Genomic DNA, 24,971 nt, shown 5'->3' with positions numbered 1-24,971 from the left:
TCCGCCCCGTCCAAACGGCCCCTTGCGGGCCGTTTGGCATTTTCAGCCTCGATGAAAATACCATGGAGCATGGAACCTGCGCTTGCCAAGCGGATCGAAGCGGAGTCTACTTTCAGCCACCCCCCGCCCAGGAGTCGAAATGAAAAAATTCCGCGCCAAGTCCATTCTCTTGTGCTGCGCGCTAGCCAGCGCCGCCCCCTTAGCCGCCGCCGACGGCATCCAGCTGAATCTGTCCGCCAACGCCCAGCGCGAGGTGCCCAACGACGAGCTATCCGCTACTCTGTATGTGCAGCAAAGCAACAGCAAGGCCGCTGCGCTGGCGGACAGGCTGAACCGCGTCACCAACGATGGCCTGGCCCTGGGACGCGGCTTCAAGGACGTGCAGTTGTCCAGCGGCAGCTACAACACTTGGCCCAGCTACGACAAGAACGGCAAGATCACCGGCTGGCAAGGCCGTTCGGAAATCCAGCTGAAAAGCGGCAATTTCACCAACGCCGCGGAGTTAATCGCCAAATTGCAACAGACCATGCTGCTGCAGGGCGTGCAATTCGGCGTATCGGACAAGGCGCGCCGCAAGGCTGAACAGGACATGATTCCGGAGGCCATCGCCAGCCTGAAAGGCCAGGCCGAAATCGCCGCCAAAGCCCTGGGCAAGAGCGTGGTCAATATCCAACAACTGGATATCGGCCAGCAATACCACGGCTTCCGCCCGCCCATCACCATGATGAAGGCGGCAGTGGCCGGCGCTGAGGCCAACGTCAGCCAGCCTGATTTGCAGCCCGGCCAAAGCCAGCTGCAACTGCAGGTCAGCGGCAAGGTGGAACTCAAGTAAGGCTTTCGGCCCTGAACGGCTTGCGCTAAAGTTAGATGCCGGCCGCGCCTGAGGCGCCGGCAACCGCCCCTCACCTCCCATCGCCCGAACATGAAACTGATCGCCTCTTTGACCAGCCCTTACGCCCGCAAAGTGCGCATCGTGCTGGCTGAAAAGAAAATCGACTGCCCGCTCGAGGAAGACATGCCCTGGAGCGAGCACACCCGCGTGCAGGAATACAACCCGCTGGGCAAGGTGCCCGTGCTGGAACTGGACGACGGCTCCACGCTGTACGACTCCCGCGTGATCGTCGAGTATCTGGAAAACAGCTCGCCGGTCTCGCGGCTGCTGCCGCAGGACAACCGCCAGCTGATCAACACTAGACGCTGGGAAGCGCTGGCGGACGGCATCATAGACGCGATGGTCATCATCGTGCTGGAAAGGCGGCGTCCGCCGGAAAAGCAGATGCAGGAAGTGGTGCAGCGCCAGCTGGACAAGATACTGCGCAGCCTGGCAACGCTGTCGGAGGACTTGGGCGAGCGGCAATGGTGCACCAGCCACGGCTACAGCCTGGCCGACATCGCCGTCGGCTGCTGCCTGGGCTACCTGGATTTCCGCGCGCCGGAGATCGACTGGCGCGCCGCCCACCCCAATCTGGACACCCTGCTGCAAAAGCTGCATCAGCGGCAATCCTTCATCGACTCCGCGCCGCCTCAAGCCTAGGCCTTAGCCGGCCCGCAAGCCAAACGCCACCGTCTTACGGTGGCGTTTTTGCTGGCGCGGTCAGATCAAGCCGGCCGCGATATTGATCATCAGCGCCAACACGGTGGCGTTGAAGAAAAAGGCCAGCACGCAATGGACGGTGCCGGTGCGGCGCTGCGCGCCGCTAGTGAAGCTGACGTCGGCAGTCTGCCCGGAAGTGCCGATGATGAATGCGAAGTACAGAAAGTCGCCGTGATCGGGCTGCTCGGCGCCGGGAAACTCCAGCCCGCCGGACCGGCCGCGCGCCTCCTCCGCATAATAGGCCCGCGCATAGTGCAAGGCGAACATCACGTGGGTGAAAGCCCACGACGACAGCAGCGTCATCACTGCCAGGACGATATGGCCGGCGCGCAGCCAGCCATGCATGTCCTTGACCACGGCAAGCTCCATCACGATGGCGGACAAGCTGGCCGCCGCCGCCGCGCACACCAGCAACAGCACCAGCCACTGCCCCTCGTCCTCTAGCTTGGCCCAGCGCCGCACCGGCTGCCGGCGCGGCCCGAACATCATGCTGCCGACCAGAGCGAGATACAGCCAGGCGCCGGCGTTCCAGCCCACGATGTAGCGCGTCACATCGTGCATAACTGTGACATATGGCAGGCATAGAATCACCAACGATCCGAACGCGGCGGACCAGACCAGCCGAGGTCGGGCCAGCAGCAGCCTAATAATCAGGAAATGACGGGCCATGGTGGCTAAATGCATGAATTGACTCCTTGGACCAGGCTGCGGAACACATCGCCACAGCTCGGCCAAATGCTGGATGGCAAGCGCCCGGATTGATAAATTCCCATTGTCATGAGAAATTTACATGAAACATGCTTAATTGTTCTTGAAATAACTTTCAATGTCCATTCTCGCCAGGAAAATGCATGACGCATACCTCATCCCCCATCCAGCCAAGCAGTTTCCAAGACGAGCGCAGCTTGCTGGAAAGCGTCTGCCAGCAGTTGGCGCGCCAAGATTTCTGCCTGCTGCCCGCAGAGCAGGCCTGCCGGCTGCTGCGGCATGGGCAAGCCTCCGCCCTGGACGACTGGGACGAATTTCATGACAGTTGGAATCATTTGCAGCTGGATAAGTTCATGGCGGATGGCGGGCGCTACCGCAAGCGCCTGCATGCCACGCTGAGCGCGGAACCGGCAGCCTGCCGCGCCCGCGCCGAGGCGCATCAGCCTCATTACCAGAGCCGCTTCTATAACCCATTGAACGGCGGCGCGATGCGCCATTACGAACCGATACGCAACGAAATCCTGCTTGGCCCCACCATGCAGTCCGTGCTGAACTTTGCCTGCTCCGTGTTCGGCAAACTGTCGCCGTACACGCCCTGGCATATCGAGGCCCACCAATACCGGATAGAAGCGATAAACCGTCAATGCGGCAAACCGACGCCTGAGGGCATACACCGCGACGGCGTGCATTTCCTGCTGATGATGATGGTGGGGCGCCGCAATCTGGTGAACGGCGCCACCGAGCTGTACAGCCTGGAGCACGAGCAGCTGGCGCAATTCACGCTGAGCGAGCCCCTGGACCTGGCCCTGGTCAACGACGAACGGGTATTGCACGGCGTGACCCCCGTCGCCCAACTGGATCCAAGCCGCGACGGCATACGCGACGTGCTGCTGCTGAGCTTCCGCCGCCGCGCGGACTGAACGGGCTGTCCTCGACCATCAATCGTCCTATCCTGAAACATATGGCGCTCGCGCAAAGGACCCAGAATGGCGCTGAAAACCATGCTTTGCCTCGCTGTCGCCGCGTGCGGCCTGATGCCGCTGCCCGCGCGCGCGGAAAGACTGCAGGCGTTCACCGAGGATGTGCCGCCGCTCAATTATCTGGACCATGGCCGCGTCAAGGGGTTCTCGACCGAACTGCTGCAACTGGTGGCCAAGGAGGCCGGCTTCGAACTTGATATAGAAACGCTGCCGTGGCTGCGCGCCTATGCCCGGGCCAGGAGCACGCCCGGCGCGCTGCTGTATACGCTGGTGCGCACGCCGGAACGGGAAAGCCAGTTCCAGTGGGTGGGGCCGATCAGCCCTCGCCGCATCTATCTGTACAAGCTGGCCGAGCGCCGCGACATCCGCATCGCCTCCTCCGCCGAACTGGCGCGCTACCGCAATGGCGCGCTGGCCGGATCCGCCGCCGCCAAGCAACTGGCCGAAATGGGCCTGTCCGGCGACAGCCTGGACATAGGCCACAGCGACACCAGCGACCTGCAGAAATTGGTATTGGGCCGGCTGGACATGGTGGCGATGCTGGACTGGGCCATGGCCTGGCAGCTGCGTCAGCTGCACCTGCCCGCGAACACCGTCGAGCCGGCCTGGCTGCTGGATGGCAAACAGCAATATTGGTTCGCCCTGAATCCCAACTCGCCGCCGGACTGGCGCAAACGGCTGCAGAGCGCATTGGATAAAATCGGCGCGGACGGCCGGGCGCAGGCCATCATGCGCCGCTATCTGAATGAGTGAATCGCCCAGGAGACCGCCATGCAAGACCACCCCGTCGCGCAGCTGATCGCCGCCGCCGACGCCGCGATCAACGCCGAAGACTTCGACCGGCTGATGGATTTCTACGCCGACGACGCCGTGCTGGTGATACGCCCCGGCCTCAACGCCTGCGGCAAGGAGCAGATCCGCCAGGCTTTCGTCGCCATCGCCGCCCACTTCAACCACAGCCTGCAAGTCAGCCAGGACGCCGTGCACATCCTGCATAGCGGCGCCAGCGCGCTGGCCTTGGCCAAAACCCGGCTGAACGCGGGCCAAATGGACGAAATCACGCGCGAGGCCACCTATGTCTTCGCCCAGGATGCGGACGGCGCCTGGCGCTGCACCATAGATAATTCCTACGGCCATCGCTTGCTGGAGCCGCCCCCAGCCTGAGCGTCAATGGTGCTTCAGCGCCTGCAGCAGTTCGTCCGTCGTCGCGGCCTTGGCAAAAGCTTTTCTCAGCTTGTTGAATGCCTTGGCCGCATGTTCCGGGTGCTTGGCGAAAGGCACCAGGCCGTCGTAATGCCAGCCGGCGGCGGCCAGGGCCTGCTTGCGGAAATTCATGCCGTCATTGCCTCCGCCGCCCATGGCGACCAAGGTCTGCTCCATCAGCGTGTGCGGATGCGGCGTGCGGCTCAGTGTAATGAAATGCTTGCTGTGGACTTCATCGAAATGCATGGCGGCTTCCCCGTGGCAGAATGGTCTTTTCTTAGTTCTAGCCATAACTATTTCCGCATGCAGCAAAAAAGCCGGAACTCAAGGTTCCGGCTGTCGGGACGCGGCGCGCGGCCTCAAGACACGCGCGACTTCAACAAGGTGTACAGCTGGTCCTTCAGTTTCAGCTTTTCCTTTTTCAGCACCTCGATATCCTGCTGGCTCGCGCTGACGATGCGGTCTTCCATGTTCCGGATTTGCTGGTCCAGCTGGTTATGCAGGTCAAACAGCTTGGCGAAATGCGCATCCTCGGTTTTCAATCTGGAAATCAGATCGCGGTATTCGGGAAACATCAGCAGCCTCCTCGGTGGGTTGACGGGGCCGGCCTCGCCGGCCACGACTTCATGCTAGCGTCAAACCGCCGCCGGCCGCTTGATCTGCCTCAGCTGGCCGCGCCTCATTTCTGCGCGCCCGGCGCCGGAAGATTGAGCAGCATGCCGCCGCCCTCGCCGCCCACCACATTGGGCATCTGGCCATTCCACTTGTCGATGTAGGCGCGCTGCAGCTTCAGCCTCTCCCACGCCAGCAGCCTATCGTCCAGCGATGAGGCCAAAGCGCGGTTGGCCGCCGCTTCGCCTTCGGCTATCGCCACCTTCTTGCGCGCCTCGGCCTGGGCCGCCCTCACCTCGTTCTCGGTGCGGATGGAATCCTGGATCGCCTTGGTCTTGGCGTTGACCGCGTTGGCCAGCTCCGGCGGCGGCCTCAGCGCGCCGACCAGGCCGAACTGCTGGATGGAAACGCCTATCGGCATGGTGCGATGATTCAACTCCGCCGCCACCCGGTTCAGAAACTCCTCCTTCTTTACCCCATTGATGTCGTCGAAGGCGTATTCCGAACCCAGCGCCACCACCACGTTGCGCGCAGTGTCGCGCAGATAGCCGTGGGTCCAGCTGGAAATATCGTCCGCGCGGAAACGCGTGTAAAACTCCGGCACCTTGCGCGCGTCCAGCAGGTAGGACACCGCCACGTCTATGGTGACCGGCACCGAATCCTTGGTATTGAAGCTCAGCTCCTCGTTGGCGGCGCCGCCCTCGTTGGGCGACCGGGTCCACACCTCGCGCTGGACGAAGGTGGGATAGACCACCACCACGCTCTGTATCGGGTTGTAGAACACAAAGCCGGTGACGACGTTTTCCTTGCTCACGCCGCGGTCTATCAGGCGGTTGATCTTGATGCCGGTGTAGCCCGGATTGATCACGGTCCAGCTGAGCACGGACTTTTCCAGAATATTGAACAATACGATCAGCCCCAGCAGGGCCGCGGCGATTTTCCACAACCAAGCTTTAAGCGGTTGCATCTTGGTGTTTCCTTATTGAATTGACAACAGCGACGCCGGCGTCTTCCGCCGGCCGTCTGCCTGAAACCAGCATACGTCCGCCGCATTGCGCAATGCAATATGGATAATCAAATCGACAGCGCGAAGATGACCAAAACGGTCGCCATCGCTAAAATTGACAAGGCATGTCATCCGAGTGGCCGCCGCCGCGTTAAACCCGACAAGCAACATGGTTAAAAACAGGAACCCATCCAGCATGCCCAACCCAGCCTCTCCCCCCGACCGACCCGCCCCGTCCGCCTTCGCGGCCTTCCGCCTGCGGCTGGCCTACACCCTGGATCTGATGGGCATGCGCGGCAAGGGAGGCAGGCTGCTGGCCGGCATGATCGCCGTCGCCTGGCTGGCGTCCGGCATTTACCGGGTGGAGCCGGACGAGCAAGGCGTGGTGCAGCGCTTCGGCCGCTGGAGCGATACCACCTCGGCCGGCCTGCACTACCATCTGCCCTGGCCCTTGGAAACCGTGCAGTTGCCCAAGGTCACCCAGATCAAGCAGTTGAAGCTGGCCAATCTGTACGAGAGCGCGCCGGCGGACGGCGCCGACCCGCGCGAAAAGCAAATGCTGACCGGCGACGAAAACATCGTCGAGGCAGATTGCGCCGTGTTCTGGCGCATCAAGGACGCCGGCCAGTTCCTGTTCCGCGCCAACAAGCCGGAAGAGGCGCTGCGCATCACCGCGGAAGGCGCGCTGCGCGAAGTGATCTCGCGCACGCCCATCCAGGCCGCCATGTCCAACCGCCGCCAGCAGGTGGCCGAGGAAACCCGCGGCCTGATCCAGCAAAGGCTGGACGAGCAGCAAGCCGGCATCCTGATCACCCAGGTGCAGTTGCAGCGGGTGGATCCGCCCGCTGCCGTGATAGACGCCTTCAACGACGTGCAGCGCGCCCGCGCCGACCAGGAGCGCGCGCGCAACGAGGCCCAGGCCTATAGCAACGACATCCTGCCCAAGGCGCGCGGCGAAGCCGACCGCATCCGCCAGGAAGCCGAGGCCTACCGCAGCCAGGTGGTCAACCTGGCGCAGGGCGAGGCCAAGCGCTTCGACTCGGTGTACCAGACCTACGCCCAGGCCAAGGACGTCACCGCCTGGCGGCTGTATCTGGAAAGCATGGACGACATGCTGAAGAAGGCCAGCAAAGTGGTGATAGACGGCACCGGCAAGAACGGCGCGGGCGTGCTGCCGCTGTTGCAGCTGCAGGACAAACCCAAGGCCGCAGGCAAGGAGAGCCGCTGATGGACAGGCAATGGCGAGGAATCGGCTGGGTGGCTGGCATCGCCGCCGTCTGGCTGGCATTGTCGGCGCAATACACGCTGAACGAGGGCCAGAAGGCGCTGATGATACGGCTGGGGGCGCCGGTCAACGTGGACGCGGAGCCCGGCCTCAAATTCAAGCTGCCGCTGATAGACAGCGTGCAGTACTACGACACCCGGCTGCAAATGCTGGCCCCGCCGCCGGAACAGGTGATCCTGGGCGACGAAAAGCGGCTGGAGGTGGAAACCTACACCCGCTACCGCATCGCCGACACCCTGCGCTTCTACCAGGCGCTGCGCACCGAGGAACAGGCGCGCGTCCAGCTGACCCAGCTGGTGAGCACCTCGTTGCGGCGCGAGCTGGGCAAGGCGCCGCTGACCGATCTGCTGTCGCCGCGCCGCAGCGCCATCGTGGCGCGCATCCGGCAGGAAGTGGTGGAGCGCGCCCGCCCGCTGGGCCTGGAAGTGACCGAGGTTCAGCTGCACCGCGCCGACCTGCCGCTGGAAACCAGCCAGGCCATCTACGACCGGATGAAATCCGCCCGCCAGCAAGAAGCGAAAGAGCTGCGCGCCCAAGGCGCGGAATGGGCGCAGCAAATCCAGTCCAAGGCCGAGCGGGACCGCACGGTCATCCTGTCCGAGGCGCAGCGGCAAAGCGCCATCATCCATGGCGAAGCCGACGCCGAGGCCGGCCGCACCCTGGCCCAGGCTTTCAGCAAAGACCCGAAATTCTACAAGTTCTACCGCTCGCTGCAGACCTATCGCCAGTCCCTGGCCGATTCCGCGCCCACCCTGGTGCTGTCGCCGGATTCCGCGCTGCTGCATGATTTGAAAAACGGCCCGGCTGGCGGCAAGCGATGAGCGGGGCGGACATGCCGCTGCAAGCCTCCACGCTGCGCCGCCTGCGCCACCTGGCGGCCACGCTCGGCCCCGGCCTGGTGGTGATGCTGGCCGACACCGAAACCGGCAGCGTGATCGCCGCCGCCCAGGGCGGCGCGCATTGGGGCTATCGCCTGCTGCCCTTGCTCGCCCTGCTCATCCCCGTGCTTTACCTGGTTCAGGAGCTGACGATACGGCTGGCGCTGGGCACCGGCATGAGTTACGGCGAACTGGTGCGCCGCCGCTGGGGCCCGGCCGCGTCCAGACTATCGGCCGCTCTGCTGCTGATCAGCTGCCTGGGCGCGCTGGCCACCCAGCTCGGCGGCCTCGCCGGCGTCGGCCAATTGTTCGGCATTCCCGTCTGGCGCACCATGTGCCTGCTTTGCGCGCTGATCTTCGCCATGGTCTGCACCGGCAGCTACCGCTCGGTGGAGCGCACCGCCATCTGCCTGGGCGTGTTCGAACTGGCCTTTCTGGCCGAAGCCTGGCTGGCGCGGCCGGAGCCGGGGCAGATGCTGGCCCAGCTCGGCCAGCTGCCGCTGGGCAACCACGACTTCCTGCTGCTGGCCGCCGCCAATATCGGCACCTGCATCATGCCGTGGACCATCTGCTACCAGCAGTCCGCCATGCTGGACAAGGGTTTGACGCTGGACGACTTGAAACCGGCGCGGCTGGACACCCTGCTGGGCGCCATCCTGTGCCAGGTCATCACCGCCGGCATCCTGATCGCCGCCGCGGTGGCCTTCGGCCAGGGCGCGGGCGGGCAGAGCCTCGACGCCATACCGGAGATAGCCGGCGGCTTCACCCGCCTGCTCGGCCCGGCCGGCGGCAAGCTGCTGTTCGCGCTGGCGCTGTCCGGCGGCGCCCTGGTGGCCACCATCGTGGTCTGCCTGACCAGCGCCTGGACCCTGGGCGAGCTGGCCGGACAGCGCGAATCGCTGGAAAAGCGCCCGCTGGAAGCGCCCTGGTTCTACGGCAGCTTCGCCATCATGCTGGCCGGCACCGGCGTGCTGGTTTCGTCCGGCATCAATCTGGTCAAGCTGTCCATCGCCACCGCCGTCGCCAACGCCTTGCTACTGCCCGCGATGCTGGGCGGCCTGTATTGGCTGGCCTGTCGCGAGCTGCCCCCGCCGCTGCGGCTGAGCCGCCGCTACCGGATGGTCCTGGGCCCCATATTGCTGTTGCTCGCCGGCTTCAGCCTGTACGCCGGCATGATGGGCAGCCTGGGCTGACCCCCGACTTCAGGATTCAAAAATGGAACCCGACAGCTTCGCCCACGCCTTTGGGCTGACCTTCCAGGTATCGTTCCTGGACCTTATCCTCAGCGGCGACAACGCGCTGGTGATCGCGCTGGCCTGCCGCTCGCTGCCGGAAGCGCTGCGCCGCCGCGCCGTAATGTGGGGCACCGGCTGCGCCATCGTCTTGCGCGCGCTGCTGGCCGCCGTCACCGGCGTCTTGCTGATGGTGCCCCTGCTCAAGCTGGCCGGCGCGGCCATCCTGCTGTTCATCGCCATCCAGCTGCTGCTGGGAGAGGACGAGGAAGACGACGGCGCCGCGCTGGCGGAGCAGGCCGGCCACAGCCAGCAGCTTTGGAACGCCGTGATGCTGGTGGTGGGCGCAGACCTGGCGCTGAGCCTGGACAATGTGGTGGCGCTGGCCGCGGCGGCCCAGGGCAGCGTGCTGTTTCTGCTGCTGGGCCTGCTGCTCAGCGTGCCGCTCCTGATGTACGGCAGCCTGCTGTTGTCGCGGCTGATGGACGATTACCCGCTGTTGATCCCCGCCGGCTCCGCCGTGCTGGGCTGGCTTGCCGGCAGCCTGGCGGCCAGCGACGCGCTGTGGGGGGACTGGGTGGCCGCTCAAGCGCCCGCGCTGCAAGTCGTGCTGCCCATGCTCGGCGCCATCTTCGTGTTGCTGCAAAGCCGCATCATCCGCGAGCAGCGGCGGAAGCTCGCGCCTATGCCGCCTTGGCGGCCGCTGGAGCCGCTGACCCGCCGCCTGAGCAGCCTGGGCGAGGCCGCCATCCTGCAGGATGAGGCCGCGCTCCCGCTCCCCGCGCCGACCGATACCGCGCCGACCGTCGCCTTCAAGGCGCCGGAAACGCCGCCCGCCGCCGCCCCGCAGGCTGAGCAGGCCAGTGTCGCCGTTCGAAACGCCCCCGCCGAAGCTGCCGAACAGCAGGAAGAAGACCGCAGCGGCCGCAATCGGCTCAGCCCGGCGCTGAAGCTGCTGGTCGGCGTGGCGGCCCTGCTGGGCACGCTGGCGCTGCTGTGGCTGGCCTGGCATTTGCTGAGCCAGGGTTTCCTGCCCGCGCCCAAGCATCCCCCCAAGACCTTGCGCTAAGACTGCTCCATCCTCTCTGCGTCATGCGGCCACGCCGCGCGGCTTCGATGTCCGCGCCGGCGCGGCCGTCCTTTTGCCACCCTGCCAGACCTTCCCCCTCTCCTGAACGCCCGCGCAGCGCGCAGAGCGACAAGCCCTCCGCTTGCCAATGTGATTATTCCCACGCGCCATCCTGTCAAAAAGTACAGTCCCTCCTTCATGCAGACCATCTACAGTCCACATTAATACCAATTAAATACAAGTTGGACTCGTTTGGCTGCATCCACTACAGAGGAGAACTGTGTGAGCAAGACCCTGATGTTGATCAAAGGCGGCCTGGCCGCCGGAGCCGTCGGCGGCGCCGCGCTATTGGCCGGCCACGCCGCGCTGAATAGCGGCTCGGCCGCGTTGCCGATGTCGGCCGCCAATCTGGTGAAGACTGCGGCCAGCAGCTGTACCGACCCTGCCTGGAACGCGTCTTCCGTCTACAACGGCGGCCAGCGCGTCAGCTACCAGGACCAGACTTGGCAAGCCAAATGGTGGACCCAAGGCAATACCCCGGCCAGCAGCGACGCCAGCCCCTGGCAACTGATCGGCCAGTGCGGCGGCGGCACCAATCCGCCGCCGGTTGACCCGCCGCTGGTGCAAGTGCCCGCCCCCACCGGCAACGCGCTGTGCCGGCCGGAAGCGCTGGCGCAGACCAGCGGCGTGGACGTGCCCTACTGCGCCGCCTACAAGCAAGGCGGCGCGGAACAGCTGGCCAACGGCAGCCGCCGCCGCATCATCGGCTACTTCACCAGCTGGCGCACCGGCAAGGACGGCAGCCCGGCCTATCTGGTGAACAACATCCCCTGGGGCAAGCTCACCCACATCAACTACGCCTTCGCCCATGTCGACGGCAGCAACAAGCTGTCGGCCAACGAGACCGCGCCGGGCAACTCCGCCACTGACATGACCTGGCCCGGCGTGGCCGGCGCCGAGATGGACCCCAACCTGCCGTACAAGGGCCATTTCAACCTGCTGACCCAGTACAAGCGCAAATTCCCGGGCGTGAAGACGTTGATCTCAGTGGGCGGCTGGGCCGAAACCGGCGGCTACTTCGACGCCAGCGGCAAGCGCGTGGCCAGCGGCGGCTTCTACAGCATGACCGTAAACGCCGACGGCAGCGTCAACCAGGCCGGCATCAACGTCTTCGCCGACTCCGCCGTCGCCTTCCTGCGCAAATACGGCTTCGACGGCCTGGACATCGACTTCGAATACCCGACCTCGATGAGCAACGCCGGCAACCCGCTGGACTGGAGCTTCTCCAACGCCCGCCTGGGCTCCCTGACCAAGGGCTATGTGGCGCTGCTGCAGACCTTGCGCGACCGGATGGACCGCGCCGCCGCCCAGGACGGCCACTACTACCAGATCACCGCCGCAGTGCCGGCCTCCGGCTACCTGCTGCGCGGCATGGAAACCTTCCCGGGCCTGAAGTATCTGGACTTCGTCAACGTGATGTCGTATGACCTGCACGGCTCGTGGAACCGCTTTGTCGGCCCCAACGCCGCGCTGTACGACGATGGCAAGGATGCCGAACTCTCGTTCTGGAACGTCTACGGCACCGCGCAGTACGGCAATATCGGCTACCTGAACACCGACTGGGCCTACCACTACTACCGCGGCGGCCTGCCAGCCTCCCGCGTCAATATGGGCGTGCCCTACTACACCCGCGGCTGGAAAAACGTCACCGGCGGCAGCAACGGCCTGTGGGGCAGCGCGGTGGGCAGCAACTGCCCGACCGGACTCACCGAGTGCGGCGACGGCGCGGTGGGCATAGACAATATCTGGCATGACCTGGACGACAACGGCAAGGAGATCCCGGGCGGCTCCAATCCGATGTGGCACGCCAAGAACCTGGAGAAAGGCATCGCCGGCAGCTACCTCGCGTCCTACGGCATCGACACCAGCCAAGCCATCAACCAGCTCAGCGGCAACTACCAGCGCAACTACAACAGCGCGCTGGCCGCGCCGTGGCTGTGGAACGCCAGCAAGAACGTATTCCTGTCCACCGAGGACGAACAGTCCATCGCGCAAAAGGCGGCCTGGATTGACGCCAACAACGTGGGCGGCGTGATGTTCTGGGAACTGGCCGGCGACTACGACTGGAACGCGCAGCGCAACAACGGCCAGGGCGAGTACTACATGGGCAACACCCTGACCAACCTGCTCTACAACACCTTCAGCCAGCCGGCCAAGGCGAGCGCCAAGCGCGCAGACATCGCGCCGGCGCCGACCGCGGCCATAGACGTGGGCTTCAGCCTGGGCGGCTTCGCCCTGGGCGATCAGAACTATCCGATCAACCCCAAGCTGACCATCGTCAACCGTTCGACCAAGACCACGCTGCCCGGCGGCACCGAGTTCCAGTTCGACGTGCCGACCTCGGCGCCGGCCAATATCGCCGACCAGTCCGGCTTCGGCCTGAAGGTGATCAGCGTCGGCCATAGCGGCAGCAATGTCGGCGGCCTGAAGGGCGACTTCAACCGCGTGTCGGTGAAGCTGCCCAGCTGGCAGAGCCTGGCCCCTGGCCAAAGCGTGACGCTGGACGTGGTGTACTACCTGCCGATCTCCGGCCCCAGCCATTACACGGTGGGCCTGAACGGCAAGACCTACGCCATCCGCGACGAGTCGCCCTACCTGCCCTATCTGCAATAAGCCTTATCCGGCCCGCCTCGACGGCGGGCCGGCGAGTTTCCTCTGCTGCTCCCCTCGTATCGGCCGGGTTTCGTCCCCGGCCGCTTTTTTTGCGTCGTCCTCCTGCCACTGCATGACTTCGTTCAGCCAGGCCAGGGCCTCGGCCGGATCCATGCCTAACAGCCGGCGCTGCCGGCCCAGGTATTGCTGGAAGAAACGGGACAATGTTTCGGTCTTCATGCTGCGCTCCTTGCGGTGGAAACCGTATTGTCGCGCTGATAACATGAAGGAAAAATTGCTGACATTTTCCTACAAAATTCCTCTTTATGAGCCATAAACGCCTGTTGCAACAATACAGCCGCCTGCACCGGCACTACGCAGGCCAGGACAGCGCCGCCTCGCTGCAGCAGCTGGCCGATCTGCTGTGCTGCACCCGCCGCCACATGCGCAACTTGCTGGCGCAGATGCAGGAACTGGGCTGGCTGGACTGGCGCGCCCGCGCCGGCCGCGGCAGCCGCTCCGGCCTGCGCTTTCTACGCGAGGCTGACGAACTGCAGCGGCTGCAAGCCTCGCAGCTGCTGGAGCAAGGCCGGGTGGAGCAGGCGGTGGCGCTGCTGGAGGACGATCCGCAACAGCTGGCCCCGCTGCTGCTGTCGCGGCTGGGCCGCCGCTGGAACGCGGACCGCCAAGTGCTGGGCGTGCCCTATTACCGCCCCCTGCCCACGCTGCATCCCGGCGCGCCGCTCAGGCGCTCCGAGCGCCATCTGGTCGGACAGATTTTCAATGGCCTGACCCGGCTAAACGAGGAAAAAGGGGAAATAGAAGGCGATCTGGCTCACCACTGGGAACCATACTCCGCTCATGAGTGGCACTTTCACCTGCGGCCGCGCGTACGCTGGCACGATGGCCGCGAACTGCGAATGGACGATATCGCCGCCACTGTGGCCAGGCTGCGGCAACAGCCTTTTTTCGCCCATCTGCGCGGCGTGCGCCGGCTATCTCCGCAGAGCATCGCGCTGGAGCTGGATGAATCAGACCCTTGGCTGCCCTGGCTGCTGGCGGACCCGGCGGCGCTGATCCTGCCGGAGGATCACGCGTCCCGGCCGGATTTCAGCTCTCATCCGGTAGGCACCGGACCTTACCGCGTGGCGGCCAACGACGCGCGCCGGCTGTCGCTCGCCGCCTTCGACGACTACTTCGGCTACCGCGCGCTGCTGGATCAGGTAGACATCTGGATGATGCCGCAGCTGGGCGATCAGCTATCTCTCAACGTCAGCGGCACCTGTGGCCTATCCGTGGAAATCAATCCGTTGCCGGTGGAAGAACAGACCGAGATGGCGCTGGAAACCGGCGTCTACTACCTGCTGTGCGATGGCCGCGCCGCCGCCATGCGAGACGACGCCGTCCGCCAGTGGCTAGCGCAGGCGCTATCGCCGCTGGCCATCATGCAGCGCACGCCGCCGGACACGCGGCAATACTGGGTGGCGGCCGCAGGCCTCCTGCCGCGCTGGCACCACGCCCAGCCGCAGTCCGTCCCCTGCGCGCCGCCGATCAAACAACTGCGCTTGGCCTATTACGAACAGCATCCGGAATACCGCCAGATCGCAGACGCCATCGCGCAATGCCTGGCCGAACACGACATCGCGCTGCGCTGCGAGGTGCTCAGCTACAACGATTGGGAACTGGGCAACGCAGAGGCTGACCTATGGCTGGGCACAATCAACTTCAGCAGCGGCGTGGATTACTCGGTGCCGGCCTGGCTGCTGGGCATGCCCTTATTGCGGCGCGGCCTGGAGTCTGCTCTGCCGCTGGACGACTGGCAGCGCGGCTGGCGCGGCGGAGAACAGACGGCCGCCGGCTTGGCGGCGCAAACCGTGCGGCGGCACTGGATACTGCCGCTGTTCCATAACTGGCTGCGCCTGAAAGGCCCCGGCCAGATCGAAGACTTCCGCCTCAACAGCATGGGCTGGTTCGACTTCAAATCCGCCTGGCTGCGACCAGAAGACGGCTGACGCGGCGTTGCCCGCCCGCGCTGCGGCGGGCACAATTCATACAAGCTGATTACGCCTCAAACGCCATGCCCGAATTCGACGATCTGCCACCGCCGCTGCGCCAGGCCATGCTGACATTGCCTGCCCATGCCTGCGGCGAACCAGCCTGGGCAGGCCGGCTGGAAGCGCTGCCCAGCCATGTCCCAGGCCCGCCGCGCCCCCTGCTGCTGTTCCTGCATGGTTCCTCCGGCCTCAACGAGCAAACCCAGGCCTACCAGCGCTGGCTGGCGGACACGCTCGGCCTCGCCTCGCTGGCGCCGGACAGCTTCGCTCGCCCGAATCGGCCTCGCTATCAGAGCCCGGCGCCGGTGGCGGAATACGAGGCGGTGCATGCGTTGCGGCTGGCGGAGATCCAGATGGCGCTGGCGGCGCTGCCGCTCATGCCGTGGGTGGATGCCCGGCAATTGCTGCTGGCCGGCAGCAGCGAGGGCGGCGTGGCCGTAGCGCGCTGGCGAGGACGCGAGTTCGCCGGGCGCCTGGTCTACGGCTGGAGCTGCGAGGACAATTACTTCGTTGAACAAGCCGATAACGGCTTTGACCCAGACTGCGCGCTGCTGAATGTCCTATCCGACGCCGACCCCTTCTTCGGCCGCGACAGCGAATACAACCGCAGCCTGGACGTGGACGGCGACAGCCGGCGCGCCTTGGCCGGCATGCCTCGGGCGAAGCTGGTCTTGCTGCCGCAGGCCCCGCACACGCTGTACAACCTGCCCGAAGCGCGGGCGCTGACTGCGGACTTCTTGTCCAGCCTGCTGGCTTAACGCCCTCAGGGTCCAAGCGCGCCAGCCGACTACGGCAGCGCGAGCCGCGCAGCAAGAGGCCCGATGCAGGGTCAGAGAAGGCCCGGGCTTAGAACAACTCCAGCTCGCCCACGCCCTCTTCCTCCGCCGCCGGCGGCTGATAGCGAAAATCCAGGCTGGCGCCCTTGGACAAGGACAGGCAGGCGGTCAGCCAGAAATGCGCGCCGCCGCCCATGTCCACGTGCCAGCTGCGGCGCAGCGCGCTGTTCAACAACTCCAGGTGCTGCAGGCAGCTGGCGCCCACGCTCAGCGGCGTGGACATGCCCACGTGGCGGAACACGGCGCACAAGGCGCGGTTGACCGCGCCGCAAATCATATTGGCCAGCTCGCCGTGGGCGTCCCGCAGCGCGGCGGCCGTCAGCGGCGAGCCGCTGCGCACCCAGCGCGCCAGTCTGTCCTTCATCGCAGCATCGTCCTCGAACTGGAACAGCATGGCGAAACGGAAATGGTAGGACGAAATGTTCAGCAGAATCAGTTCGTCGCCGATGGCCTCCAGCCTGGGCAGCCGCTCGCCCAGCGGCGAAACCACGCAAGGGCCGTCCTCGCCGCCCCCGCAGCCTTCGCGCAGCGCCTGCTCGCAAATCCTCTCCAGCGACTCCGCCGCGGCGGCGCTGATCATGCCGCCTCTCCGTTCTCCAGCTTGGCCAGGATGCGCTCGCTGGAGGCCTTGAGGCCGAACACCGCGGTGCGGATCATATTGCCGCAGGCCTGCAGGTCCTGGAAGGTGGTGGTGGTCACCAGATCATTGCGCTCCAGGTTTTTCTTGTACTCGCCGGACAGGTCGGCCGCGTTGCTGGCCAGCTGGCGCACGCCATCGGCCACCACCGAGAAGCCGCGGCCGTATTCGCCGGCGCGGGCGGCTTCGATGGAGGCGTTCAAGGCCAGCATCACCACGCTCTTGACGATGGTGGCGAAGTCCTCGTTCTGCTCCTTCAAGCGCCGGTTGTTGACCAGTATGCCCTGCATTTCCTCGTGCCAGCGCTCTATGGTCTGCACCAGACCCAACAGCAGCTCCACATCGCCAGCCAGCGCCGCCTGCTCCTGGCGCATCTCGGCGCGCACGCTTTGCAGCGAGCGCAATGCCTCCTCGCGCGATTCGCTGCGAGCGGCATCCCTGGCCGCCTCAGCCAGTTGCAGCGCTTTGCCCTCCAGTTGCTCCAGCTGGGCCTTCATTTCGTCCAGCTTGCGGCCATGCGCCGCTTCCGCGGCTTCCAGTTGCCGCCGCCAGCGCTCGGCCACGGCATCCGGATGCTCCCGCCGCTCCAGCTCGACGATGCGGGCGTCGCGCTCGGCCAGCGAGCGTCGATGTCGGCCAGAGGCCCGCCGCGCCAACGCGCAAGCCACGACGAACAGCGCCAGGCACAAGCCGGCGCAGGCGAAAGCGATCATGCTGACTGCGTCCATCTCGTTCTTTCCGCTCAGCCGGCTACCAGCTTCTTGAAGGTGGGCATTACGGCCGCGCCGTTGAAAGGCTTGACGATCCAACCCTTGACGCCGGCGGCCTTGCCGCGCTCCTTCATCGCCGGACTGTTTTCGGTGGTCAGCATGATGACGTTGACCACGGCGTTCTTCAGCTCGTTGCGGATTTTCTCGGCCATGGTCAGGCCGTCCATATTGGGCATATTGACGTCGCTGACCACCAGCTTGATGCCGGGGTTGGCGCGCAACTTGTCCAGGCCGTCCTTGCCGTCCACCGCGGTCACTACGGTCAGGCCGTTGGCCTTCAGGAAATCCGCCACTTCGTTGCGCACGGTGCTGGAGTCATCCACCATCAGAACTTGAGCCATTTCACTTCCTCTTCTTGATTAGAATTTCAAAACAATTCGAGCTCGCCGGATTCGACCAGCGACTCAATGCTAGGGGTTTCCTGAAAATCGCCAGGCGACCAGCACAGGTTGAACACGAAACGCTGCATCAGCGTGACGTGCCGCCCATCGGCCGCATCGCGCTCGCGCAGCTGGTACTTGATGCACAGCTGCGGGTCTTCCGAACCGAACGATATGTAGCGCCGCTGGTGATTGACGATGATGGGCACCTGGGTCAACAGCGCAGGATTCTGCGCGCCGCCGCCGGCGTAGCGGTTCTTGAACGCGCCCCAGATCAAATTGGTGGCCTCGCCCAGCGCGGCGTTGAGCTGGCGGAAATCCATTGCGGCCTCGCCGGCCGGCTCCAGCAACGCCATCAGCGGCGCCTCCTCCGCCTGCAACATCATGTAGCCGCGGCACCAGCCGCTTTCGATGGCGATCAAGGTGAACATCTCGCCGTAGACCAGCCGGTCCTTCACCGCCAGGAAAGGCGACTGCGCGGTCACCTCGCAGCGCGGGAACAGCTGGGCCAGCGCGTCGCGGCTCATCTCGGCGATGCCGCGCACCAGTTGATTCGGATACACGCGGCTGAAAATGGACGAAGCCAGCGCGTCGCTGAGAATGTGCAAATCATTCAGCGTGTAGGCGCAGCAAAAACGCGGCGCGTCGCGTTCGGACAGGCCCGCCAGACTGGGCGTCTGCTCGCGGCGCAGGAAAATCGGCAATTCCGGCCGCGCGGCGTGGATCTGCCGCGCCAGCTCCAGCCCGGCCTGGCGGCCGCCGTAATGTTCGAACAGCAGGATGCCGCCCAAGTCCACGTTGGAACGCAGGATATTCATCACGCTGTCCGCGCCGGCCTTCTGCGGCCGGATGCAGATCAGCTCGTGGTCGCGGCAGAAGTGCTTGAGGCTGCCGACATAGGCCTGGCTGTCTTCCAGCGCCAGCATCTTGGTGCGCAGGTGGTTTTCCATCGCATCCTCTCTCATGCCGGGTTCGCCGCAGGCGTGATGGCGGCCGGAGCGGATTCCGCCGCGCCGGCGCGCGCCTCGATGGCCACCGCCAGGCTGTCAGGCAACACCACCACCGTCTCGAAACGACGGAAGTCCATGCCCTGCTCACGGTCCAGGAAGCGCAGTTCTATCCGGCCCTGCTCGCGCTTGATGAAGGCCTGCACGGCGTCCATGCCCACGCCGCGGCCGGACACTGCGGTCAGCTTGGCGGCGGTGGAAAAGCCTGGGCGGAAAATCAGCTGCGCGGTGTCTTCGTCGCTCAGCGTCTCGCCGGCGGCGATCAGCCCCTGCTGGATGGCGCGCTCGCGGATGCGGCCCAAAGCCAGGCCTCGGCCGTCGTCGGCCAGCGCCAATTCCAGCCGGCCATTGGATACGCGCAAGTCCAGCGCGATGGCGCCCTGCGGCGGCTTGCCCAGCGCCACGCGCTCGTCCGGCATTTCCAGGCCGTGGTCCAGCGCGTTGCGCATCAAATGCATGAATACGTTCTTCAGCGTGGCGGAGGCCTGGTTGCGCAGCGCGTAGCCGTTGTCGCGGATCCGCACTTGCGGCGCGTCCTTTCCCAGCTCATGCGCCAGCGAGGGCAGCGAATCCAGCACGCCGGCCAGAATCTCCGTCAGCGGCTCGGTGCCCATGCGGCTCAGCACATGGCGCACGCTGTTGTGCACGGATATCAACTCATGCAGATTGCCGGTGTTGACGGTTTCCAGGCGCTGCAGCATTTCTCGCACCAAGCCGCGGTCCACCAGCAGGAAATCGGCGCCGCCGACCCGGCCCGGCCCCTTGCGGCCCAGGCTCACTTCGTTGACGCGGGCGTAATGCTCCACGCTGTCGCGCACTGCCTCCAGCTCCTGCAGCAGCTGCGTCTGATCCCAGGCGATATCCGGCTTGGGCTGGCGCAGCCGCTCGTAGCTCTGCTCGGCCTGGTGGACGATATCGGTCAGCTGCGACAGGCCGTAGGTGCGGGCGTTGCCCTTGATGGTGTGCAGATTGCGGAACAGTTGTTTCACCGCCTCCACGTCGCCGTTGGGGTATTGGCGGATCAGCTGCTCGGATTCGCTGATAAAACGGACCGCGCCGGCGATGAAGTCATGGAACTTGTCCTGGCTCACCGCCAGAATCTCGCCGATGATGGCCAGCTCTCGCTTCTGCTCATTGGCTTCGGCAGCCAGCGCCTTCAGCTCGGTGACGTCGCGCACGCACAGCATCAGTCGCTCCACGCGGTCCTGCTCGTCCACGATCACAGACCAGCTCAGGTCCAACACCTTGCCCTGGCGCTCCAGTTCCCCTACCAGCAGATGGCGGTTGAATTCAAAGTTCATGCTGTCCTCGCCCAGGCAGGAGGCGATGGCGGCCCCCACCTGCGACAGCGCGTCCGCGCCCAGGCTGGAGCCGGCGAACAGGGCATCCATGATGTCGCGGCCGGCGATGTCGCGGCGCTCCAGAATGGCTTCCAGGTGTGCGGAGTATTCCGGATGCACCTTCATGCCGTCGACTATGGTCAGGATGCCCTGCGGAATGTTCTGCAGCATGGCCTGGATATCGTTGCTCTTCTGCCGCACCAGCGCGCTGCTCTCCTCGATGCGCGCCACCATGCTGTTGAAAGCGACGATGGACTTGCCGATTTCATCCTCGCGCTCCACCGGCATGCGGCGCGAGAAATCCTGGCTGTCGGCGATCTCGCTCATGGTGTCCTGCATATGGCGTATCGGCCGCGCGATCTGCCGGTACAGCAGCCAGCCCAGCAGGCCCAGCGCCAGCAGCGTCGCCAGCGTCACCAGGGCCAGCGTCATCACGGCGCCCGCCAGGTTGCGGTTCAGGGCCTGGATCGCCTCGTCCTTGTTGCGGTTCTTTTCCACGCGCAGCGTGGAGACGATCTGCTGCAGATTGTCATGGTATTGCAGCACGCCGCCGGCGTAGCTAGCGTCGGCCATATCGTTCTGGCCGCCCTGCTTGAATTTGATGGTGTCGCTGATGGAAGACGCGTAGCTGTCGTAGACATCCTGGGCTTGATCGACCAGGCCGCGCTGGGTTGGGCTGCCGGCCATCTTCCTCTGCAAAGCCAGCTGCGCCTGCAAGGCCTTCTCGGCGGCGGCCAGCTGCTCTTGCGCCTGGGCGCGCGGATTGGCGTCCGTAGCCTGCAAAAACGCCATCATGGCCAATTGCACGTCCTTCAGCGATGAAATCAGATCGGCCGAGGCCAAAGCGCTGGGCACCTCCACTTCAGTCACCGTTTTCACGGCGGCGGCGCCGGCATGAGACTTCCACACCGCATAGCCGCCCACGCCCAAGATGGACAAGAAACTGACCGACACCAGCAAGAGAATCCTATTACGTATATTCATGGCTTGCCCAAGGCAAAGAGATTGTCAAAGTTTAAACAGTCTGCTTGGTAATAATTACGCAAGCCATTTTTTCAGACCTCGATGACACCCTTATGACAACCATCCATGCAGTATCGATTGGATTGCTAAGCCAATGCTTAACCATCCCACGAGCCATCCAGGCAGCCATTCATTCAAAAAAATCATGAATAGAAGCTATCCCGCCCTGAGAAACCAGCACTACCCCCGCCCTGAAAGCCAATCCGCGTCGCCAGCGACTGACCGCCATGCATGGGACGCATCGCAAGCTATCCGAACCCACCGCATGCGCATAGGCGGCAATTTTTCCTATAGTAGGAATCGGCGCCCGGTCCATCCGCCGCGGGAGGCTCCATGCTGTCCAGACTGCCCATCGCCAGCAAGCTATTGCTGTTGCTGCTCCCTTTTTCTTGCGCATTGATCTTTCTCGCCGCGGTTCTGTCGCTGGATCGCGCGCATAATTTGCGCGCCTTGCAGCATTCCGATCGGCTGATCGTCATCGCCGGCGGCGCCAGCCAGCTGATACACGATTTGCAGACCGAGCGCGGTCTCAGCAACGGCTTTTTGAGCGGCCAGGCAACCGCGCTGCCCCAAGCGCTGCAAACCGCCCGCGCCAATGCCGATAAGTCCTTGGCCGGCTTCGCCTCCGCAAGCGGCGAACAAGGCGATGCCCGATTGGACGCCCGTCTTGGCGCGCTGAACGGGCAATTGCAGGCGCTGGCGCAGCTGCGCGCCGACGTCGAGCGGCGCGGCGTCGCCGCCCCCGGCGCCTTCGCCGCCTATTCCAAAGACATCGACGCGCTGATAGGCCTGATCGCCGGCCTGGCCCAGGCCAATGACGACGGCGACCTGCTGCGCAGCACCATGGCCCTGTTGAACCTGCAGTGCGAAAAGGAATTCGCCGGCCGCGAGCGCGGCTACGTCAACGGCCTGCTGCAGGGCGGCTCGCTGAACCAGCAGAACCTGGCCCAACTCGCCGGGCTAAGCGCCAAGCAGGATGCCTGCGCCAGCCAGTTCAAGCTGATCGCGGACGACGCGCTGCGCAGCCAGAAGGAGGCGCTGGATGAAGGCGAGGAAAGCCGCGCGGCGCAGGCGCTGCGCGCCAAGGTGATGGGCCAGCCTTTGGGACAGCCGGTGGGCGTGACGCCGGCCGAATGGTTCCAAACCACCAGTCGGCGCATCGACGCGCTGAAGAAAGAGCAGGACCAGCTGCTGGAGCAAATGGCAGGCCAAGTGGCGGCCAAACTGGCGCAGGCGCGCGCCGATCTCTCCTTGACGCTGGGCGGCTCCGCGCTGGTCATCCTGCTGCTGGGCGGCCTGGGCTTCGCCATCTACCGCGGCATCCACTCGCCGGTGCGCCGCTTGGAAACGCTGATGACGACGATGAGCCAGGACTTCGATCTGCGGCCGCGCGCGGCGATACGCGGCCAGGACGAAATCGCGCGCATGGGCCAGGCTTTCGACCACCTGGTGGAAGCCTTCGCCCATACGCTGAACCAGGTCAACCACAACGCCCACACGCTGGTGGAGGCCGCCCACGCCATGCTGGACATCGCCGACCGCGCGGCCAAGGCATCGGAAACGCAGAGCCAGTCGGCGACGGAAATCGCAGCCGCCGTCGAGCAGATGTCGGCCGGCATCGAGTCCGTCACCGCCAATACCCAGCAATCGCTGAGCCTGGCCAAGCAGATGCAGCACAGCGTCAGCGACGGCCGCAGCCGCATGGGCGACACCACCTCGGCCATGAACCAGACCTCATCGGTGCTGGGCGACGCCGGCAACCGCATAGAGGCGCTGCGCCTGAAATCCGAGGGCATACGCTCCATCATCACCGCCATCCGCGAGATCGCCGACCAAACCAATCTGCTGGCCTTGAACGCCGCCATCGAGGCCGCCCGGGCCGGCGAAACCGGCCGCGGCTTCGCCGTGGTGGCGGACGAGGTGCGCAAGCTGGCCGAGCGCACCGGCAAGGAAACGCTGGACATCGCCGCGCTGATCGAGGATATCCGCGGCGAAACGCAAACCGCCGCCCGCCACATGCTGGAAGCGCGCGAGAAAATGGAATCGGGGCTGCAGCTGGTCGGCCGCACCGTGGACGATCTGGAGCACATCCACACCGAGGCGGGCCATGCGGCCAGCAAAAGCCAGGACACGGCCAGCGCCATGGCGCAGCAAACCGCCGCCAGCAATGAGGTGGCCACCAATATCAGCGTGATCGCCTCATTGGCCGAAGACAATGCCAGCCTGGTGCAGGAGGTAGCCCGGCTGTCCGACCGGCTCAACGCCTCGGCCAGCGAGCTGGTCAAGCTGGTGGACCGCTTCCAGCATCTGCAAGACTAAGCATCCCGCGCGCGGCCCGCCCCGCCGCGCCCAGTCCGGCGCTTTATTCAGGCGATACCGGCCGCGGGCCTGGCAGACGCCAAGGCCCCCGCCCTCATTTGATCCGGTACTTTCTTTTCAGTTTTTCCAGTTGGCCGGAGGCAGAGAGACGCGCCATGCCCGCGTCGAGCGCGCGCGCCATTTCGACGCCACTCTCGCCATGCCGCCCGAAACCGATGACCAGCGGCAACGGCCGCTCTAGGCATCCCGCCTCGCGCACCTGGCCGCCGCCCGGCACCGCGCTTTCTATATGCGCCATTACCGCCTCGTGCTCCAATAGAACGGGGTAGCGCCCCAGCAGCAGCTTGCGCAGATTCTTGTTGCCAGCCTTTTCTCCGGTATTGAAGTCCAGGGTCAATCCGCCATGCCCTTTGGCGGCCAACAAGCGGTCGAATTCGCCCCCATCGTAGCCATAGTCGACGATGGCGCCGATTTTCAGCCCCCGCAGCGAGGACAGACCGGCATACCGCCAATGGCTTTGCTTTGGCGTGTAGAAACAGGCGCGGGAATAGGCCAGCGGCTTGCTTTGCAACAAAGTGTCGTCGACAGGCGGCGCGTACACGCCATCCAGCTCGCCGCTCTCGCTCATCGCCATCGCTCGGCTTAAGGGCATCAGCTTGGAATCCACGCGATAACGCTGTGTCGCCAGCGCCTGCTGCGCCAATTCGACCAGGAACCCGCCGTCAATGCCGCCTGGGCCGGAGCAGATAAAAGGGCACCAGTCATCGGAGGCCAGCGTCACCACCGCGGCGGCGCGCGCCGATGACAGCGCGCAGAGCGCCAGGAGAGCGACGAGCCAAAACAGAATGGACCTCATAACCCCCTTCCCGCCACGGCAAAGCGACTCAACAGAACCGCAGGCTACTCCTCATCGTAGCCGGACTTGCAGAATTCGGCTTCCCGTGCACGGTCCGCCCCCATGAGCCCGGTCAAACTTACCAACGCACCGCGAGCCAACCACCCGGCTTGATATCCACTCCGCCCTGTTCTGCTTGATGACCGAGCCTCGCCCTGTTCTGGATTTATGCAACAGTGCCCCCACCCGCCCATTTTTTCCGCTTAGCAGGCCGTTGAGAAACACGTCGATATTGCCCCAACCCATTTCCATATGAACAAAAATGGGCGGTTTCAGCGGGCAGAATGCCAATAAATCCGTTCTCTGCCTGGGTTTTCAGGCTGTTTGCCGGTTATCCGGCGATTTTGGGCGCAATACGCCCTATACATGCGATCCGCCCCAGCAACCGGACAGGCTGCCAATGCGGATCAGGTTATATGTCGCAAACGCTAAAAAAGTTTGCCCGGCCAGTTTGGCCCGGCCGATCAGTTTGGTTTTGCGAAGGCCTCCGA

General features: G+C 64.8%; 25 protein-coding genes and 1 pseudogene. 13 read left to right on the top strand and 13 right to left on the bottom strand.

Annotated features, from left to right (window positions below; genetic code table 11):
• Positions 1 to 139: 139 nt before the first annotated feature.
• Together C2I19_RS10995 and C2I19_RS10990 are read left to right on the top strand one after the other, a co-directional pair.
• Positions 140 to 832 (top strand): SIMPL domain-containing protein, encoded by a 693-nt coding sequence (locus C2I19_RS10995; RefSeq protein ID WP_103902740.1) that lies wholly within the window; start codon positions 140 to 142, stop codon positions 830 to 832.
• 90 nt (positions 833 to 922) lie between these two features.
• Positions 923 to 1,534: a glutathione S-transferase gene (locus C2I19_RS10990; protein WP_103902739.1), complete on the top strand. Its 612-nt coding sequence runs from the start codon at positions 923 to 925 to the stop codon at positions 1,532 to 1,534.
• A 60-nt stretch (positions 1,535 to 1,594) separates the two neighbouring features.
• On the opposite strand, the gene C2I19_RS10985 is transcribed toward C2I19_RS10990, so the two are convergent.
• The gene (locus C2I19_RS10985; RefSeq protein ID WP_103902738.1) at positions 1,595 to 2,278 is read right to left on the bottom strand and encodes a DUF1345 domain-containing protein; all 684 of its coding nucleotides are present in this window, start codon (positions 2,276 to 2,278) and stop codon (positions 1,595 to 1,597) included.
• 167 nt (positions 2,279 to 2,445) lie between these two features.
• Between C2I19_RS10985 and C2I19_RS10980 the strand changes: the two genes are divergently transcribed.
• From C2I19_RS10980 to C2I19_RS10970, 3 genes are all read left to right on the top strand, one after another.
• Positions 2,446 to 3,222: a 2OG-Fe dioxygenase family protein gene (locus C2I19_RS10980; protein WP_103902737.1), complete on the top strand. Its 777-nt coding sequence runs from the start codon at positions 2,446 to 2,448 to the stop codon at positions 3,220 to 3,222.
• 66 nt (positions 3,223 to 3,288) lie between these two features.
• Entirely contained in the window at positions 3,289 to 4,035 is a 747-nt protein-coding gene (locus C2I19_RS10975; protein ID WP_233201166.1) for a substrate-binding periplasmic protein, read from the top strand.
• Between the two features lie 18 nt (positions 4,036 to 4,053).
• Positions 4,054 to 4,446, top strand: a complete 393-nt coding sequence (locus tag C2I19_RS10970; protein WP_103902736.1) for a YybH family protein — start codon at positions 4,054 to 4,056, stop codon at positions 4,444 to 4,446.
• Between the two features lie 3 nt (positions 4,447 to 4,449).
• Here the strand turns inward: C2I19_RS10970 and C2I19_RS10965 are convergent, their stop codons facing one another.
• The 4 genes from C2I19_RS10965 to C2I19_RS10950 all read right to left on the bottom strand — a co-directional run bounded on the left by C2I19_RS10965 (position 4,450) and on the right by C2I19_RS10950 (position 6,307).
• On the bottom strand, positions 4,450 to 4,731 hold the full coding sequence (locus C2I19_RS10965) for a hypothetical protein (protein ID WP_103902735.1): 282 nt from the start codon (positions 4,729 to 4,731) through the stop codon (positions 4,450 to 4,452).
• Between the two features lie 113 nt (positions 4,732 to 4,844).
• Positions 4,845 to 5,060, bottom strand: a complete 216-nt coding sequence (locus tag C2I19_RS10960) for an HP1242/YdcH family protein (protein WP_103902734.1) — start codon at positions 5,058 to 5,060, stop codon at positions 4,845 to 4,847.
• A 104-nt stretch (positions 5,061 to 5,164) separates the two neighbouring features.
• Complete coding sequence (locus tag C2I19_RS10955) at positions 5,165 to 6,064, bottom strand: prohibitin family protein (protein ID WP_103902733.1); 900 nt, start codon at positions 6,062 to 6,064, stop codon at positions 5,165 to 5,167.
• Between the two features lie 12 nt (positions 6,065 to 6,076).
• Positions 6,077 to 6,307: a hypothetical protein gene (locus C2I19_RS10950; protein ID WP_146056784.1), complete on the bottom strand. Its 231-nt coding sequence runs from the start codon at positions 6,305 to 6,307 to the stop codon at positions 6,077 to 6,079.
• Between C2I19_RS10950 and hflK the strand changes: the two genes are divergently transcribed.
• The 5 genes from hflK (at position 6,300) to C2I19_RS10925 (ending at position 13,240) form a co-directional block, all read left to right on the top strand.
• On the top strand, positions 6,300 to 7,331 hold the full coding sequence (gene hflK, locus C2I19_RS10945) for an FtsH protease activity modulator HflK (protein ID WP_103902731.1): 1,032 nt from the start codon (positions 6,300 to 6,302) through the stop codon (positions 7,329 to 7,331). The genes C2I19_RS10950 and hflK overlap by 8 nt on opposite strands.
• Positions 7,331 to 8,209 carry a protease modulator HflC gene (hflC, locus tag C2I19_RS10940; RefSeq protein ID WP_103902730.1) on the top strand — a complete coding sequence of 293 codons (879 nt, stop codon included), beginning with the start codon at positions 7,331 to 7,333 and terminating at the stop codon, positions 8,207 to 8,209. Before hflK ends, hflC begins: the two co-directional genes overlap by 1 nt.
• Positions 8,206 to 9,459 (top strand): NRAMP family divalent metal transporter, encoded by a 1,254-nt coding sequence (locus C2I19_RS10935; RefSeq protein ID WP_199181148.1) that lies wholly within the window; start codon positions 8,206 to 8,208, stop codon positions 9,457 to 9,459. Before hflC ends, C2I19_RS10935 begins: the two co-directional genes overlap by 4 nt.
• 22 nt (positions 9,460 to 9,481) lie before the next feature.
• Entirely contained in the window at positions 9,482 to 10,567 is a 1,086-nt protein-coding gene (locus C2I19_RS10930; protein ID WP_103902729.1) for a TerC family protein, read from the top strand.
• A 282-nt stretch (positions 10,568 to 10,849) separates the two neighbouring features.
• The gene (locus C2I19_RS10925) at positions 10,850 to 13,240 is read left to right on the top strand and encodes a chitinase C-terminal domain-containing protein (protein WP_103902728.1); all 2,391 of its coding nucleotides are present in this window, start codon (positions 10,850 to 10,852) and stop codon (positions 13,238 to 13,240) included.
• A 3-nt stretch (positions 13,241 to 13,243) separates the two neighbouring features.
• Here C2I19_RS10925 and C2I19_RS10920 read toward each other — a convergent pair whose 3' ends face one another.
• Positions 13,244 to 13,459: a hypothetical protein gene (locus C2I19_RS10920; protein ID WP_146056783.1), complete on the bottom strand. Its 216-nt coding sequence runs from the start codon at positions 13,457 to 13,459 to the stop codon at positions 13,244 to 13,246.
• Between the two features lie 86 nt (positions 13,460 to 13,545).
• On the opposite strand from C2I19_RS10920, the gene sgrR reads away from it, so the two are divergent.
• Both sgrR and C2I19_RS10910 read left to right on the top strand, forming a co-directional pair.
• Positions 13,546 to 15,231, top strand: a complete 1,686-nt coding sequence (sgrR, locus tag C2I19_RS10915) for an HTH-type transcriptional regulator SgrR (protein ID WP_103902726.1) — start codon at positions 13,546 to 13,548, stop codon at positions 15,229 to 15,231.
• A gap of 65 nt (positions 15,232 to 15,296) precedes the next feature.
• A complete protein-coding gene (locus tag C2I19_RS10910) occupies positions 15,297 to 16,031 on the top strand; it encodes a dienelactone hydrolase family protein (protein ID WP_103902725.1) in 735 nt (244 codons plus the stop codon).
• Between the two features lie 88 nt (positions 16,032 to 16,119).
• Here C2I19_RS10910 and C2I19_RS10905 read toward each other — a convergent pair whose 3' ends face one another.
• Genes C2I19_RS10905 through C2I19_RS10885 form a run of 5 tightly spaced genes read right to left on the bottom strand, consistent with a single transcriptional unit; the run spans position 16,120 to position 21,227 of the window.
• Entirely contained in the window at positions 16,120 to 16,689 is a 570-nt protein-coding gene (locus tag C2I19_RS10905) for a hypothetical protein (protein ID WP_103902724.1), read from the bottom strand.
• The gene (locus C2I19_RS22470) at positions 16,686 to 17,474 is read right to left on the bottom strand and encodes a methyl-accepting chemotaxis protein (protein WP_103902723.1); all 789 of its coding nucleotides are present in this window, start codon (positions 17,472 to 17,474) and stop codon (positions 16,686 to 16,688) included. The genes C2I19_RS10905 and C2I19_RS22470 overlap by 4 nt, the downstream gene beginning before the upstream one ends.
• Positions 17,475 to 17,488: 14 nt before the next feature.
• A complete protein-coding gene (locus C2I19_RS10895) occupies positions 17,489 to 17,857 on the bottom strand; it encodes a response regulator (protein WP_103902722.1) in 369 nt (122 codons plus the stop codon).
• A 26-nt stretch (positions 17,858 to 17,883) separates the two neighbouring features.
• Complete coding sequence (locus tag C2I19_RS10890; RefSeq protein WP_103902721.1) at positions 17,884 to 18,861, bottom strand: chemotaxis protein CheX; 978 nt, start codon at positions 18,859 to 18,861, stop codon at positions 17,884 to 17,886.
• Positions 18,858 to 21,227 (bottom strand): HAMP domain-containing protein, encoded by a 2,370-nt coding sequence (locus C2I19_RS10885; RefSeq protein WP_103902720.1) that lies wholly within the window; start codon positions 21,225 to 21,227, stop codon positions 18,858 to 18,860. Before C2I19_RS10885 ends, C2I19_RS10890 begins: the two co-directional genes overlap by 4 nt.
• Positions 21,228 to 21,599: 372 nt before the next feature.
• Here C2I19_RS10885 and C2I19_RS10880 point away from each other — a divergent pair, with 372 nt between their 5' ends.
• Positions 21,600 to 23,585: a methyl-accepting chemotaxis protein gene (locus tag C2I19_RS10880; protein WP_103902719.1), complete on the top strand. Its 1,986-nt coding sequence runs from the start codon at positions 21,600 to 21,602 to the stop codon at positions 23,583 to 23,585.
• A 94-nt stretch (positions 23,586 to 23,679) separates the two neighbouring features.
• On the opposite strand, the gene C2I19_RS10875 is transcribed toward C2I19_RS10880, so the two are convergent.
• Both C2I19_RS10875 and C2I19_RS10870 read right to left on the bottom strand, forming a co-directional pair.
• Positions 23,680 to 24,441 carry a substrate-binding periplasmic protein gene (locus C2I19_RS10875; RefSeq protein ID WP_103902718.1) on the bottom strand — a complete coding sequence of 254 codons (762 nt, stop codon included), beginning with the start codon at positions 24,439 to 24,441 and terminating at the stop codon, positions 23,680 to 23,682.
• A gap of 399 nt (positions 24,442 to 24,840) precedes the next feature.
• Positions 24,841 to 24,971: pseudogene (locus C2I19_RS10870) on the bottom strand (IS5/IS1182 family transposase); the annotation flags it as partial.

Source organism: Chromobacterium alticapitis, assembly GCF_002924365.1.
Lineage (GTDB): Bacteria > Pseudomonadota > Gammaproteobacteria > Burkholderiales > Chromobacteriaceae > Chromobacterium > Chromobacterium alticapitis.
The sequence above is the reverse complement of the archived record's forward strand: the minus strand, read 5'-3'. Positions and strand labels throughout refer to the sequence as shown.